Origin of the sequence: Virgibacillus phasianinus (assembly GCF_002216775.1) — a bacterium.
GTDB lineage: Bacteria > Bacillota > Bacilli > Bacillales > Amphibacillaceae > Virgibacillus_F > Virgibacillus_F phasianinus.
The window spans coordinates 1,179,590-1,196,032 of sequence record NZ_CP022315.1 but is presented as its reverse complement, the minus strand read 5'-3'; the positions used below and the strand labels follow the sequence as shown (position 1 = coordinate 1,196,032).

The 16,443-nt window shown below is 38.8% G+C and carries 11 protein-coding genes and 1 other annotated feature; of the genes, 9 read left to right on the top strand and 2 right to left on the bottom strand.

Features of this window, described 5'->3' with window-relative positions:
- Window positions 1-41: 41 nt before the first annotated feature.
- Both gyrB and gyrA read left to right on the top strand, forming a co-directional pair.
- The gene (gyrB, locus tag CFK37_RS06115; RefSeq protein ID WP_089061018.1) at window positions 42-1,964 is read left to right on the top strand and encodes a DNA topoisomerase (ATP-hydrolyzing) subunit B; all 1,923 of its coding nucleotides are present in this window, start codon (window positions 42-44) and stop codon (window positions 1,962-1,964) included.
- A 224-nt stretch (window positions 1,965-2,188) separates the two neighbouring features.
- Entirely contained in the window at window positions 2,189-4,720 is a 2,532-nt protein-coding gene (gene gyrA / locus CFK37_RS06110; protein WP_089061017.1) for a DNA gyrase subunit A, read from the top strand.
- Window positions 4,721-4,768: 48 nt separating this feature from the next.
- On the opposite strand, the gene CFK37_RS06105 is transcribed toward gyrA, so the two are convergent.
- On the bottom strand, window positions 4,769-5,722 hold the full coding sequence (locus tag CFK37_RS06105) for a YaaC family protein (protein ID WP_089061016.1): 954 nt from the start codon (window positions 5,720-5,722) through the stop codon (window positions 4,769-4,771).
- 208 nt (window positions 5,723-5,930) lie between these two features.
- Between CFK37_RS06105 and CFK37_RS06100 the strand changes: the two genes are divergently transcribed.
- From CFK37_RS06100 to CFK37_RS06070, 7 genes are all read left to right on the top strand, one after another.
- Entirely contained in the window at window positions 5,931-7,148 is a 1,218-nt protein-coding gene (locus tag CFK37_RS06100) for a carboxylate--amine ligase (RefSeq protein WP_172840460.1), read from the top strand.
- Window positions 7,149-7,285: 137 nt separating this feature from the next.
- The gene (guaB, locus tag CFK37_RS06095) at window positions 7,286-8,755 is read left to right on the top strand and encodes an IMP dehydrogenase (protein ID WP_089061014.1); all 1,470 of its coding nucleotides are present in this window, start codon (window positions 7,286-7,288) and stop codon (window positions 8,753-8,755) included.
- Between the two features lie 194 nt (window positions 8,756-8,949).
- Entirely contained in the window at window positions 8,950-10,290 is a 1,341-nt protein-coding gene (locus tag CFK37_RS06090) for a serine hydrolase (RefSeq protein WP_089061013.1), read from the top strand.
- Between the two features lie 48 nt (window positions 10,291-10,338).
- Window positions 10,339-11,223, top strand: a complete 885-nt coding sequence (gene pdxS / locus CFK37_RS06085) for a pyridoxal 5'-phosphate synthase lyase subunit PdxS (RefSeq protein WP_089061012.1) — start codon at window positions 10,339-10,341, stop codon at window positions 11,221-11,223.
- Between the two features lie 15 nt (window positions 11,224-11,238).
- On the top strand, window positions 11,239-11,829 hold the full coding sequence (pdxT, locus tag CFK37_RS06080; protein WP_089061011.1) for a pyridoxal 5'-phosphate synthase glutaminase subunit PdxT: 591 nt from the start codon (window positions 11,239-11,241) through the stop codon (window positions 11,827-11,829).
- 32 nt (window positions 11,830-11,861) lie between these two features.
- Window positions 11,862-12,083 (top strand) — a binding site (T-box leader).
- A gap of 258 nt (window positions 12,084-12,341) precedes the next feature.
- Entirely contained in the window at window positions 12,342-13,616 is a 1,275-nt protein-coding gene (serS, locus tag CFK37_RS06075; protein WP_089061010.1) for a serine--tRNA ligase, read from the top strand.
- A gap of 195 nt (window positions 13,617-13,811) precedes the next feature.
- Window positions 13,812-14,459 carry a CPBP family intramembrane glutamic endopeptidase gene (locus CFK37_RS06070; protein WP_089061009.1) on the top strand — a complete coding sequence of 216 codons (648 nt, stop codon included), beginning with the start codon at window positions 13,812-13,814 and terminating at the stop codon, window positions 14,457-14,459.
- Between the two features lie 125 nt (window positions 14,460-14,584).
- On the opposite strand, the gene CFK37_RS06065 is transcribed toward CFK37_RS06070, so the two are convergent.
- A complete protein-coding gene (locus CFK37_RS06065; RefSeq protein ID WP_089060818.1) occupies window positions 14,585-16,339 on the bottom strand; it encodes an IS1634 family transposase in 1,755 nt (584 codons plus the stop codon).
- Between the last annotated feature and the right edge of the window lie 104 nt (window positions 16,340-16,443).

Below are 16,443 nucleotides of genomic sequence, written 5' to 3'. Positions count from 1 at the left end.
GAAGTTAAAAGTCCTCGTACTAAAGAAATGTGGGTGAAAAGATGTCAACAGAAAATAATGTAACTAACGATCAATATGGCGCGGATCAAATTCAGGTACTGGAAGGATTGGAAGCTGTCCGCAAGAGACCTGGTATGTACATTGGTTCAACTAGCGGAAGAGGCTTGCACCATCTTGTATGGGAAATCGTTGATAATAGTATTGACGAAGCACTTGCAGGTTATTGCGACCATATTGAAATTATTATTGAAAAGGATAATAGTATCACAGTTAAAGATAATGGCCGCGGTATCCCAGTTGGTATCCAAAAGAAAACAGGTCGTCCTGCTGTTGAGGTAATTATGACGGTTCTTCATGCTGGCGGTAAATTCGGCGGTGGCGGTTATAAAGTTTCAGGAGGACTGCACGGTGTTGGGGCCTCTGTAGTAAATGCACTTTCAAGTAATCTAGAAGTATATGTTCATTTGGACGGAAAGGTACACTTCCTAGGATTTGAGCGAGGGGTTCCCCAGGAAGAATTAAAAGTCATTGGTGAAACAGATATTACCGGTACCATCATCCACTTCAAGCCTGATGAGGAGATCTTTACAGAAACGACATCATATGATTTCGACACACTGGCAGTTCGTGTCAGGGAATTAGCCTTTTTAAACAAAGGACTTCGTATTTCACTTGAAGATAAACGAACAGATGAAGAGCCTGTTCACTACCATTACGAAGGTGGCATTCGTTCCTATGTAGAATATATCAACAGCACTCGTGAAGTTCTGCATGAACCGTTTTATACCGAAGCGGAAGATGAAGGAATAACCGTTGAAATAGCCGTACAATATAACGATGGTTTTGCAAGCAATATTTACTCGTTTGCGAACAACATTCATACACATGAAGGTGGAACACATGAATCCGGATTTAAAACAGGTTTAACACGTGTAATCAATGATTATGCAAGAAAAAATAATTTATTTAAGGAAAATGACCCTAATTTATCTGGAGATGACGTACGGGAGGGTATGGCTGCAATTATTTCAATAAAACACCCTGACCCACAATTTGAAGGCCAAACAAAAACAAAGCTTGGCAGCAGTGAGGTTCGGACGGTTACCGACTCTATTTTTAGTGAAGCATTTTCCAAATTTTTATTCGAGAATCCTTCCGTTGCAAAGGTTGTAGTCGAGAAAGGTTTAATGGCTTCACGGGCACGGGCAGCTGCTAAAAAAGCACGTGAATTGACACGTCGTAAGAGTGCGCTTGAAGTGTCCAATTTGCCAGGAAAACTCGCAGATTGTTCATCAAAGAATGCTGAAATTAGTGAACTATATATTGTAGAGGGTGATTCCGCCGGTGGTTCAGCAAAGCAGGGAAGGGATCGCCACTTTCAGGCTATACTTCCCTTGCGCGGTAAGATTCTGAATGTGGAAAAGGCAAGACTTGATAAAATATTATCCAACAATGAAGTTCGGGCAATGATTACAGCGCTAGGCACCAACATTGCTGAAGAGTTTGATATAACAAAGGCTCGATATCATAAAGTCGTAATTATGACCGATGCGGATGTTGATGGTGCACATATTCGCACACTATTATTAACATTTTTCTATCGCTATATGCGACCATTAATCGAAAATGGCTATATCTATATTGCCCAGCCACCATTATATAAAATACAGCAGGGTAAGGCCGCTTACTACGCTTATGATGATAAAGAAATGGAACGTATTCTTGGAGAAATTCCTAGTAGCCCTAAACCCGGTATTCAGCGCTATAAAGGTCTTGGAGAAATGAATGCAACACAGCTTTGGGAAACAACAATGGATCCAGATAATCGCACATTATTACAAGTCGACTTAGCAGACGCAATTGATGCTGACCAAGTCTTTGACATGCTAATGGGTGACAAAGTGGAACCAAGACGAAACTTTATCGAAGAAAACGCCCAATACGTACAAAATTTAGACGTATAAAGAAAAGCGGAGGCGACTGGTAAGCGGCGTACAAATAGATAGGACTGTGAAAGTGCGTCGACCTTTACGCACATTCATCAGGACTAACTATTTGCTAGCCGCTAGGAGCCACAGCTGGACAAGAAAAGCGGAGGCGACTGGTCAGAAGCGGACGCTTAGGATAGATAGTAAAAGATGTTTATATGGGTAGTCACAGTTTATGCTTGTGACAGGGAGGTAACAAAATGGCGGATCAAGAACGGTCAAATGTTCAAGAAATAAATATTAGTCAGGAAATGCGTACTTCATTCCTTGACTATGCTATGAGTGTAATCGTATCGCGTGCATTACCTGACGTGCGTGATGGATTAAAGCCAGTGCATCGCAGAATTTTGTATGCGATGAATGATTTAGGAATGCATTCAGACAAGGCGCATAAAAAGTCAGCACGTATTGTTGGTGAAGTAATTGGTAAGTATCATCCACACGGTGACTCAGCCGTTTATGAAACAATGGTACGGATGGCGCAGGATTTTAGCTATCGCTATATGCTTGTTGATGGTCATGGTAACTTTGGTTCGGTTGATGGTGACTCAGCTGCAGCTATGCGTTACACAGAAGCGCGAATGTCAAAAATTTCAATGGAACTTTTGCGCGATATAAACAAAGACACCATTGATTATAGGGATAACTATGATGGATCTGAACGTGAACCAGTTGTTTTTCCATCTCGCTTTCCTAACCTTATAGTTAACGGAACTTCAGGGATTGCAGTTGGTATGGCAACTAATATTCCGCCGCATAATTTAGGGGAAACGATTGATGCTGTATTAGCCATCAGCAGGAACCCTGAAATATCAATTGATGAATTAATGGAAAGTCATATATATGGACCCGATTTCCCGACTGCTGGTCAAATACTGGGCCGAAGTGGAATTAGAAAAGCCTTTGAAACTGGAAAAGGTTCTATTACCATTCGGGCAAAAGTAAATATCGAGGAACAAAAGAACGGTAAATCAACAATTATCGTGAGTGAACTTCCGTATCAAGTAAATAAAGCAAAATTAATTGAAAAAATTGCGGACCATGTCCGTGATAAACGAATTGATGGGATTACTGATTTACGTGACGAATCCGATCGTAATGGGCTTCGGGTTGTGATGGAACTGCGCCGGGACGTAAACGCAAATGTTGTGTTAAATAATTTATATAAATACACCTCATTGCAAACAACCTTTGGGATTAATATGCTGGCATTAGTTGATGGCCACCCAAAAGTATTGAATATTAAACAATGTCTTGAGTATTATCTTGAACATCAAAAGGTAATTATTAAGCGGCGTACCGCATTTGAATTAAGAAAAGCTGAAGCACGTGCCCATATTCTTGAGGGTCTTAGAATTGCCCTTGATCATCTGGATGAAGTAATTGCACTTATTCGTGGTTCCAAAACCGGAGAAATTGCCCGTGATGGCTTGATGGAACGATTTGGTTTATCAGAAAAACAGGCACAAGCTATTTTAGATATGCGCTTACAACGCCTGACAGGTTTAGAGCGAGAAAAAATTGAAAATGAATATAATGAACTCGTTCAATTAATTGATGAGTTAAAAGCCATTTTAGCTGATGACGAAAAAGTACTGGAAATTATTCGTGAAGAGCTAACAGAAATAAAAGAACGTTATGGTGATCCGCGCCGAACTGAAATAATGGTTGGTGGAATGGACTTTATTGAAGACGAAGATTTAATTCCTGAAGAAAATATCGTAATCACACTGACTCATCAAGGTTACATTAAACGTCTGCCAGCATCCACATATCGCACACAAAAACGAAATGGGCGTGGCATTCAAGGAATGGGTACGAATGATGATGACTTTGTGGAACATTTAGTGTCAACGTCAACGCATGATACGGTACTATTCTTTACAAATAAAGGTAAAGTTTATCGGGCAAAAGGATATGAAATTCCTGAATTTAGCCGGACTGCAAAAGGAATTCCAGTTATTAACTTACTGCAGATTGAAAAGGATGAATCAATCAACGCGGTTATTACAGTTAATGAGTTTGCTGAAGACTGGTACTTGTTCTTTACAACAAGACAGGGTGTTTCCAAACGAACCACTCTATCGCACTTTGCGAACATTCGAAAAGGTGGATTGATTGCTGTTAATCTGCGGGACGAAGATGAACTTATCTCTGTTCGTTTAACGGATGGAACGAAAGATATTATGATTGCAACAAAAGATGGCTATTTGATTCGTTTTCCAGAAGATCAAATCCGCTCCATGGGTCGGACAGCTGCAGGAGTCCGCGGTATTTCACTGCGCGGCGATGATGAAGTTGTATCAATGGAAATCCTGGAAGAAGGACTGCAAGTTTTGCATGTTACAAACAAAGGGGTCGGAAAACGTACACCTGAAGATCAATATCGAATCACCAGGCGCGGCGGTAAAGGTATCTTCACATGTAAATTAAATGAAGATACAGGACATGTTGTTACCGTGAAGGCAGTTACAGGTGAAGAAGATCTGATGCTTATTACAGTTGCTGGTGTATTAATACGTATTCCTATCGCAGGTATTTCTCAATCGGGTCGTAATACCCGTGGTGTCGGCTTGATTCGCTTACAGGATGACGAAGAGGTTGCGACAGTTGCGATAGTAGAGCCAGAGGAAGAAGTAACTGAAGAAAATACAAATCAAGATGCTCAAGAGATAGCAAATGAACAGGAAGAAACGGAAGTAAGCAATAACGATGTAGACACAGAGGAATAGAAAAAGCATATTCAAAGGCAACCCAGCGGCAAATGGGTTGCCTTTGTTTTACATCCTGCTAAGAAGCCATTCACCTAACAGCCATTCCACCTTATCCATCGCAATTGTAAGGTAATGGACAATAACTGAGTAGTCCACACTGTATTTCGTTGCAAAAAGTTCGCCCCAATACTCGGTTTCATACCGGCTAATCATGCTTAAGTTATATAACAATAGATAATGAACCAATATTTCTGGTATTGTCACAAAATAGGTGCGGTTGCTGGGAAAGTAAATAGCCCGTTCCCTGCTATGACAGTAAAAAGGTCCATTTAGGGATGAAATCGGTTTATCTAGCTCTACCAATATGTGCTCTTTTGTCGTCTCTGTCTTTTTGATTCCAGGTAAATACCCGCTAATTCGTTGCAGGAATGCTCGTTCAGTTAAATGATAGCTATCAAGAATGGAAATGGGAAAGCTTAGCTTGGTGGAATCAAGCGCTCCGACAGATATGCTATTGGCTTTTCCATGATGATGCGTATGGAGGGCATTCATTTCCGGGATTAAGCTTAATAAAAAGTCCATTTTCACCTTGGTGAATGGAGGGTTATTCAGTGAAAATAAATGATTGCATGTATATGTAAACAAACCATTTTGTTGAACTTTCACTTCATCATGAATAAAACTGTAATCCTTTTTTTTTCGCTTTCTGGCTGACACACCATGTGCCAGTATTGATGTTGACTCAGGGTAGTCAGGTCGATTGGTTAACAGGCAGGCTTTAATGATATGAACCATTCCATAGAAATATAATAATGGTTTAAGACGTACATCAGTCTTTTCCCCTTCACTTAAAAAAAGCTGCCCCTGATTCAGGTAGTACAGAAAAGCTCCACTGTTCTCATAGCTCTTTGCGTCATGATCAATCCCGGAGATCGTTGCATAACATTTTTTTAAAAAATGCTGACTTGATTGGAGGTTTTCTAATGAAGTATAAAAGGTAGAAATATCCTGCTTTATCATACATTTCCTCCTCCTGAAACCAGATTATTTACTACAGTTGATGCGTATGCATATTATCTCCTTTATTAGCGAAAGTACACTAACTTATGTCAAATTGTTATAGATTTACAACCGGTTTATAATATAGTAATGTTAATTGTAAAATGCTTATATTTGCGTTCTAAGGGAATAGTTCTTAGAATTTATTGGTTCAATATAGGAGGACATAATGAAAAAATTACCATTCATCCCAGTGATCGTTGGAACAGACATAAATGCTTATAATATGGCTATTTCTTTTCATGAAGCATATGGTGTAAAACCAATTTTAATAGGAAAACAATTAATGGCATTCACAAATTTCAGTTCAATCATTGAAAAAATAGAAATACACGAAAAACTGTCAGATCCTGAACAATTTGTTCCGATTCTGATGCAAGTGGCCCAAGGTCTAAAGTCGTCGAATAAAAAGCTTCTTTTGGTAGGCACCAATGATGCTTACGTTCGATTAATTATCGAAAATGAGGCGGCATTAAAAGAAAATTATGTATTTAATTACATTAATGAATCATTAATGAATAAACTGCAGACGAAATCGAATTTCTACAAATTTTGTAAAGAATACGGGATTGAAACTCCTGAAACCTATTTCTATAATTGCAGTAAATCAGAACCATTTAGCGAGGATCTCACATACCCAGTAATCATAAAGCCAAGTAATGGGATTGAATATTATAATCACAAGTTTGTTGGGCAGGAAAAGGTATATAAGGTCGAATCAAAGGAAGAATTTCAAAGGGTTGTAGCCATGATAACGGCGAGTGGTTACCGGGATGAATTGATCATTCAGGATTATATACCAGGTGATGACACATACATGTGGGATTCTGTCGTCTATGTTAATTCTTCCGGTAAGACACAGCTTGTTACATTTGCACAAGTTGTCCTGCAAGAGCATACCGCGACAGCGATTGGTAATTACACAGCATTAATTACCCGCTACAACAAGGAAATGATGGAAAAGCTGCAGCATTTTCTTGAGGAAGTTGGTTACGTTGGTTTTGCAAACTTCGATATTAAATATGATAGACGAGATGGTAAATTTAAAGTATTTGAAGTGAATATTAGACAAGGAAGATCCAGTTATTATGTTACAGCACTTGGTCATAATATGGCGGAATATCTTGTAGACGATGGAATCTACAAAAAAGAAAAAGAAATAACCTATTTGGACAAAGAATATTTATTCACTGTTGTTCCGAAAATAGTATTAAGAAACTTTGTCGAAAATGATGATGTGCTAAAGGATGTAAACCGTTTGATCAAACAAGGCAAATGGGGAAATCCATTATTTTATAAACATGATCACCATTTAAAGAGAAAATTGTATTTATTTGTGCGTCAGATCAATTACTATCGTAAATACAAAAATAATAAATGGAATTAAATTACTGTGTTAATATTTAGAATGCATTTTCTTTTTAAACTTTTCCTCATCTAGTTGAAAAAGCCCATATGATGCAGTATTGTTAGTAACAATATAAAAATGCATATATAATTATTTCTAACAATAGGAGGATGAAAATGCGCGAGGATAAATTTGCCAAAGAAGGATTAACGTTTGATGATGTATTGTTGGTACCAGCAAGATCGGAAGTACTTCCAAAGGACGTAGAAGTAAAAACAAAGCTTACGGAAAATCTGAAATTAAATACTCCATTCATCAGTGCAGGCATGGACACTGTTACGGAAGCAGAAATGGCAATTGCGATGGCACGTCAGGGTGGATTTGGTGTCGTTCATAAAAACATGTCGATTGAGGATCAGGCGGAACAAGTCGATCGTGTGAAGCGTTCAGAAAGTGGCGTTATTACAAATCCTTTCTTCTTAACCCCTGAACATCAGGTTTATGATGCAGAACATTTGATGGGCAAATTTCGCATTTCCGGCGTCCCAATTGTAAATAATCAGGAAGAACAACAGCTTGTAGGTATCCTGACAAACCGTGATTTGCGTTTTATTCAGGATTATTCTATTTTGATTCATGAGGTCATGACAAGTGAAAATCTCGTAACAGCACCAGTTGGAACAACGCTTGATGAGGCCGAAAAAATTCTTCAGCAATACAAAATTGAAAAATTGCCGCTGGTTGATGATTCTGGTGTTTTAAAAGGATTAATTACCATTAAGGATATTGAAAAGGTAATTGAGTTTCCAAATGCTGCTAAGGATGCACAAGGAAGGCTATTAGTTGGAGCTGCTGTTGGCGTTACTGTGGACGCAATGAAGCGGATTGAACACTTAGTGAATAGTGGTGTTGATGCGATTGTAATTGATACTGCACACGGTCACTCAAAAGGTGTAATTGATCAAGTGAAACGCGTTAGAGAAGCGTACCCGGACTTGGATATTATTGCTGGTAATGTTGCAACAGCAGAGGCTACCAAAGAACTGATTGAAGCGGGTGTATCTGTTGTAAAGGTTGGTATTGGTCCTGGATCTATTTGCACGACAAGGGTAGTAGCTGGTGTTGGTGTTCCGCAGATTACTGCTGTTAATGATTGTGCTATGGCTGCAGCAGAATATGGTGTTCCCGTTATTGCTGATGGCGGAATTAAATATTCAGGTGACGTTGTCAAGGCACTAGCTGCTGGGGCACATGCCGTTATGCTTGGAAGCATGTTTGCCGGTGTTGCCGAGAGTCCTGGTGATACGGAAATTTTCCAAGGCAGGCAATATAAAGTTTATCGTGGAATGGGCTCTGTTGGCGCGATGAAGGCAGGCTCTAAAGACCGTTACTTCCAGGAATCAGAGGAAACAAAAAAACTTGTACCAGAAGGAATCGAAGGACGAGTTGCTTTCAAGGGACCACTTGAAGATACCATTCATCAAATGCTTGGCGGATTGCGTGCAGGAATGGGATATTGTGGAACGGGTACAATTGACTCCCTGCGTAATGATGCAAGGTTTATCCGAATTACCAATGCAGGTTTACGCGAAAGCCATCCACATGATGTACAAATTACCAAAGAAGCACCAAATTACTCTGTATAAAGACCTAAAAAGCAAAAAAAAATATTCTAGTAAAATAAATAGATAGGGAATAAACCCCGTCTATTTTTTTACTATTTTATGTGGTAAACTATCAAAGATGAGTACAATTTTTACATAAAAATAGACTTTTACAATTGTGGCTTTTCCCATGAATTTGGCGTAAAGTCTGATTTTCTAAGGTGGAGGTAGAGAAATTGAGACACAACGTAAAGAGAAATTTGTCATTATTGCTCATATCGGTTGTAATGATGGCAACGGTATTGATTCAACCAATGGCAACACATGCAGCAGAGTCAGTTGACCTTAAAGCAGATTCGGCAATTTTAGTTGATGCCGAAACAGGTAAAATTCTGTATGCTAAAGAGGCTGACATGGCACTTCCACCAGCTAGTATGACTAAAATGATGACCGAATACCTTGTATGGGAAGCGATCGAAAGTGGTCAAATCAGCTGGGATACGACAACAAAGATTAGTGACTATGCATACAGCATATCAGCAAATCCAAACCTTTCCGGAATTGGTTTACGTCAGGATAAGGAATATACCGTAAAAGAATTATACCGTGGGATGGCAATCATTTCCGATAACGGCAGAACGATTGCATTGGCAGAACTTATTGCCGGATCCGAAACGGACTTCGTTAAACTAATGAATAAAACAGCTGAAAAAATGGGCTTACCCGATTATAAATTTGTGAATTCGACTGGCTTACCTAATTCATTACTTGGTGAATACGCTCCTAAGGGAACAGATCCGAAAGCAAATAATTTACTTTCAGCTAGATCGGCAGCGTTACTCGCGTATAATTTAATTAATGAACATCCAGAGGCATTAAAAGTTTCAAGTGAGCTATCAGTAGATATTGGGGAATATAAAGATGTTGAAAACCTAAACTGGATGCTGCCACATAAGGCAACATTTTTAAAGCAATTCCACTATAAAGGTGTGGATGGACTGAAAACAGGTCACACCGATATAGCCGGCTATTGTTTTACTGGTACAGCTGAACGTAATGGTCAGCGACTAATTTCCGTAGTGATGAAAACGGATAGTAAGGCAGAACGATTTGAACAAACTGCTAAACTACTTGATTTTGGCTTTTCAAGTTTTGAAACAAAAGAATTATTTCCAAAAGGATATCAGTTAGATGGACAAGCAAAGCTTCCTGTTGCCGATGGAAAAAAGGATAATGTTGAAATCGCTACGAACAAAGCGATCAAAATACCTGTTCAAAAAGGGCAGGAAGACAAATATACCATTAAATATACACTGGACAAAAAGAAACTTAACAAGGCTGGCGAATTAGCTGCACCAATTGAAAAAGGTGAAAAGGTTGGTACGGCAGAGGTTATTTTTGCCGGCGAAAATGACTATGGTTATATTTTTGATGCGGAAGCTAATAAAACAATAGATATTGTGGCACAGGACTCAGTCGAAAAAGATAATTGGTTCATGTTGATCTTAGGATCAATTGGTGATTTTTTCAGTAATTTATTTTCTACAATCGTTGATACTGTAAAAGGCTGGTTCTAAGTAGTATAATAAATAAGGGTAAAGATTCAGAATACGGGAGGACTTACAATGACAAATACAGGAACAGAACGTGTTAAACGTGGAATGGCAGAAATGCAAAAAGGCGGCGTAATCATGGATGTTGTGAACGCCGAACAGGCAAAAATTGCAGAAGAAGCAGGTGCAGTAGCAGTAATGGCATTGGAACGTGTTCCTTCTGATATTCGTGCTGCTGGGGGAGTAGCTCGTATGGCTGAGCCTGGAATCACAGAACAAGTAATGAATGCAGTGTCGATTCCCGTTATGGCAAAGGCGCGTATTGGTCACATTGTTGAAGCACGAGTACTAGAAGCAATGGGCGTTGATTATATTGATGAAAGTGAAGTACTGACACCAGCTGATGATGTATTTCATTTAAATAAAGCAGAATATACGGTTCCATTTGTTTGTGGATGTCGTAATCTGGGTGAAGCTGCTCGCCGTATTGGTGAAGGTGCTTCCATGTTGCGGACAAAGGGTGAACCAGGGACAGGTAATATTGTCGAAGCAGTTCGTCATATGCGCCAAATTCAATCCGAAATCCGTCAATTGTCAGCAATGTCGAAGGATGAAGTGATGACATTTGCAAAAAATATCGGTGCACCATATGAGTTATTATTGCAAATCCGCGAAGAAGGTCGTCTCCCAGTCGTAAACTTTGCAGCAGGCGGAGTGGCAACTCCAGCTGATGCTGCATTGATGATGGAGTTAGGCGCTGATGGAGTATTTGTTGGCTCTGGTATCTTTAAGTCAGATAATCCAGCGAAATTTGCAAAAGCTATTGTTGAAGCGACAACTCACTACACAGATTACAAACTAATCGGTGAGCTTTCTAAAGGCCTAGGTACAGCAATGAAAGGTATTGAAATGAGCACATTGTCTGGATCTGACCGCATGCAGGACCGCAGTGAATAGAAAGAAGGAATTAGTATGACAACAATTGGTGTTCTTGCACTTCAAGGTGCTGTCCGTGAACATATTCGTTCCGTTGAGGCATCTGGTGCAAAAGCAATTGAGATAAAGCGTACGGAACAACTGGATGAAATTGATGGCTTGATTTTTCCAGGTGGAGAAAGTACAACAATGCGTCGTTTGATTGATAGCTATGGTTTCTTTACAGCCTTAAAGGAATTTGGAGCACAGGGTAAACCTATTTTCGGTACATGTGCCGGCTTGATTCTGATGGCCACTGAAATTGAAGGCCAGGAGAATGGTCATTTGGGCTTGATGAACATGAAGGTTGCTCGCAACGCTTTTGGCCGTCAGGTGGCAAGCTTTGAACAGTCGCTAGAGGTTAAGCAAGTTGCTGAAGATTTTAATGCTGTATTTATCAGGGCACCATATGTAGAAGAAGCGGGACCAGAAGTCGAAGTATTAGCAACGTACCAGGACCGGATTGTTGCCGCGAAACAAGGCCAGTATCTTTGTACTGCCTTCCATCCAGAACTAACCGATGATAACCGTTTTGTTGAATACTTTGTCAAAATGGTGGAAGAATCTAAAAAGGCACTTGCATCTTAAGAAATAATTATGTATGATGTATCATAATCATTTAAACAGTAATGCGAGGAAATAGTAACAGTTCAGCTTCCTAAAGAGAGTCGATGACTGGTGTGAATCGACGTTAGCTGCCTGCGAATCCATCCTTAAACTGGTTTACTGAATGTACGTTCAAGTAAGTAAACCCGGATAAAAACCGTTAACATTTTCGAGCCGGAAGAATTAATTTCTTCAATCAGGGTGGCATCGCGGGAATTCATACTCTCGTCCCTATTTTTTAGGGGCGGGAGTTTTTTGCATTTTATTGGAGAGTATGTGTTGCCAAGCGCTACATTATGGAATGGCCGATATCTACGTGATTTGGCTGTTATATTTCAAATTAAGCCGATATATTTGAAATATGGCCGATATAATTTAAATTCGGCCGTTAAATCCAAATAACGGCTGATAAAACACAAGAATGGCCGATATTGCAGTGAGTTATTGGTTACACAACTTAATTAAACTTAAATTAACCAAAGGAGGAAAAAATCATGTTAGACATGAAGTATTTACGCAACAACTTTCAGGAAGTAAAAGCAAAACTTGCACATCGCGGTGAAGACCTATCAGAATTAGATAAGTTCGAGGAGCTTGATACTCGCCGCCGCGAGTTAATCGCTGAAACAGAAACATTAAAGGCAAAACGAAACGCGGCATCTAAACAAATCTCTGTTTTGAAAAAAGAGAAAAAAGATGCTGAACCTGCGATAAAAGAAATGCGTGAGGTTGGCGATCAAATTAAAAGTCTCGATACAGAGCTGAAGGAAATTGAAGAAAAGCTGGAAGTAATGCTGTTGTCTATTCCAAATCTTCCACACGAGAGTGTACCAATCGGCGAGGATGAGGATGATAATGTGCTGGCACGTACATGGGGTGATGTTCCAAGCTTTACGTACGAAGCACAACCGCACTGGGATATCGCGACCAACTTGGATATTTTAGATTTTGAACGTGCCGCAAAAGTTACTGGCAGCAGATTTGTCTTTTATAAAGGTCTTGGGGCACGGTTAGAACGCGCGCTATTGAACTTTATGATGGATTTGCACGCGGATGATCATGGCTATGAGGAAATGCTTCCGCCGTATATGGTTAACCGCACAAGCATGACAGGAACAGGTCAACTTCCAAAGTTTGAAGAGGATGCATTTAAAATTGCCGATTGGGATTACTTCCTTGTTCCGACCGCAGAGGTACCGGTTACAAATTATCATCGTGATGACATTTTACGAAATGACGATTTACCAAAGAAATATGTAGCATTCAGTGCATCTTTCCGTTCTGAAGCAGGTTCTGCTGGCCGTGATACTCGTGGATTAATCCGGCAGCATCAATTTAATAAAGTAGAGCTTGTGCATTTTGTTAAGCCGGAAAATTCTTATGAGGTATTAGAAGAATTAACAGGAAATGCTGAAAAAGTTCTGCAATTATTGAAATTGCCATATCGTGTCATGAGCATGTGTACTGGTGACTTAGGCTTTACCGCTGCTAAGAAATACGATATTGAAGTATGGATTCCAAGCCAGGATACCTACCGGGAGATCTCTTCATGCTCCAACTTTGAAGACTTCCAAGCAAGGCGTGCCGGTATCCGCTTCAGACGTGAGGAAAAAGGAAAGCCTGAATTTGTTCATACATTAAATGGTTCTGGGCTGGCCATTGGCCGAACAGTAGCGGCTATATTGGAAAATTATCAGCAGGAAGATGGCTCCGTCGTCGTACCGGAAGTGTTACGCCCATATATGGGTGGTAAAAAGGAAATAAATTAAATTCCCTATAGAAAAAGCCAATTCCTCTTTTCTCATTGATTGGAGGAATTTTTATATGAAGAAAAGTCACTTTTTGTCGAAATTATAGGTCTATTAAACTATTTAAATGGAATTAATCCGTAGTTATTATTAGCGACAAGTATTAATATATAGATATAAATTACTATTTACCGTGCAAAAAAGGAAGGTGTTGCGATGCGTAAGCGAAGAAGCAAAACAATATTAATACATATTATAGGTCTATCTATTATTATGTTGATTTACGGTTTTACCGTGGGTCCGATGACTGCTATTGGAGGTGTATTATTCACTCTTAAAGAGTGGTTTATCCCGGTTCTTGGTTTCCTTGTAGTAATTTACTTACTTGTATTTAAATCCATAAGAAAAAGTGTACTAGCTCACTTTAATTGGCGTGAATTATTGGTTTTCAAAAACATTGCTTTTTCTGTTGCGGTATTACTGATCATGTATTTTTCGAACAAGTACATTATTTTAATTGATCCCTTTGCAGACGAGCAAACTAAGACAGCAATGAAATATGGCCTGTATTATGATTATTCATTAATTGCAATGATTTCAATGGTGACGATTGGCCCGCTGTGGGAGGAACTGTATTTTAGGGAGTTGCTCATTGGTCAACTTCGGAAGTATATTCCTGTATGGATTTGCGTACTATTTTCAGTAATTTTCTTTGCATCAGGACATGACAATTATCCGTTATTCGGATTAGTATTAGGAATTGCTTTTACGTTTTTATATCTTTATACAAATTCTTGGACTGTATCTTTCGCCACACACTCAGTTTGGAATTTATATATCGTATTGGTGGGCATTTTATCATAAATTAATTAAATTTTTTCCACCAGATAATTGACAAGCTATTTCAACCATGATATATTATCTCAAGTTTGACAGTTAAAACCACAAAAATGCTTTTGTAACAGGCATTCTTGTGGTTTTTTTAATGCTCAAAAGTGAGTACTATTTATGTTTTTTATTTGTTTTAAAATTTTTTTCATTTTTTGTATGGTAACTATTTCGGTATCCGTTCGGAATCCGAAAACGTTATGTAGCTTATCAGTTAAATCCGTTCTGGTATAGGTCGGGATATAACCTTCGTTTGTATATTCCAACACTCTCATATCTCGTAATGTTTGAATGATTTCGCAACATGTAGCTGATTCATCAATTCTATTTTCAATCAAGCGATAGGTCAATAATGAAAGAAAACATACTAGGAAGTGTGCCTTGATTCGTTCATCTTTTTGGAGGAATACAGGTCGTGTCCGCATTTCGTTTTTTAAAATCCGAAAGGATTCTTCTATCTCCCAGCGACGTTGATTGATTCTTACGATTTCCGCTGGAGAGTTTTCTAAATTTGTACAAACACCATAAAAACCATCATATACTGCTTCTTTATCAATCATCGCAGAGTTAATCGTATGACTGCTTTTCTGAGCAATTTCACCTTCATTTGTGACATGAGTGGACTGAATAAAACGATCTGGATTGTTTGCTCGCTTTTTTTCGATGCGAGAAGGATTGTCCACTTTTGTTTGTGCGCGTTCTATCTGTTTTTCCCGAATATTTGCTTGGTAGCGTTTATGTTTCGGTGAAAAAGTAACGATAAGTTTTTGCTCTAGTCCATTTTCATTCATCCATCGTTCTTTGTAATATATTTGCGTGTCTGTTTCAAGGTCAAGGTTATTCAGATTAATCGATTGTTTCTTTTTTTTGTCATTGGTTACCTGAGTAGAACCAACACAATGCCATCCGGAAGGATTCAAAGCCCAATCTTTCAAATGCTTTTTCAATTTCTTAATGGATTGTGTTGTTACGAAAGCACGATCGTTCATTGAATTGTATAGTCTATTTTCATGCGAAGACAATCCGGCATCTGTACAAACAACGAACTTGGATAGTTGAAAGTCCTTTAAAATCCTTTTTTCTAAAGGTTTTAATGTAGGTTGTTCATTTTGATTCCCCGGATTAATGACAAAGGCGAGTGGCAGCCCACTGCCATCCATGAAAAGTCCCATTTGCACGATGGGATTAGGTCGATTTTCCTTTGACATACCATATTGTTTCAAGCCAACGGCTTCCTCGGTTTCAAAGTAGTAATTCGTACAGTCGTAGTATAGGAGTTCCGTTTTACGCTCAACGATTGCTGTGCTATTTTTGTATACTGCCTTTTCAATGATATCAGACTCCTTAGCTAAGATATCTAGTGCACGATACATGTGTTGTTCTTCTATCGAATGGGACTCCAGTAAATCATCTGCTTTCTCTAAAGTACCCCTTTTTGACGTGGGATGTAGAATCCGCATATAAATTAACAGGGCTAGAGTCTTATCTAAATCATAAGAGAAATTGTGCCTATCCGTTATTTCTTTACAAATTTTATCCAATTTTAATTGATGATAGATAGACTTTAAAAAGAGGTAACCGATGTTATAAGATCGTTTATTTCCTTTGGATATATATTTGTTTGGATCCTGTTTGATGATAACTTTCTCCGAGTTCCTTTTCTTTTCTTCCGTTAATTTTTTTGCATATTCTCGAGCCCACTCCTCTGGATCAACACCGGGGTGTTTTTCACGAATTTCCTGTTCATTTCCCAATGCCTTGACAACCTTCGTTGTCGAGTTTCCATTGATATCTCTGACATTTTCAATAACCGAATATGAGACTGAATTCTTGGATACACTTTTTTTAATGCGCATAGAAATCCCTCACAACTTATAAGATACCTCTATTATATCATGGTACTAAATAGTACTCAATAATTTAACGGGAAATTTGACAAAAAAATAAAGCCATGAAAGGC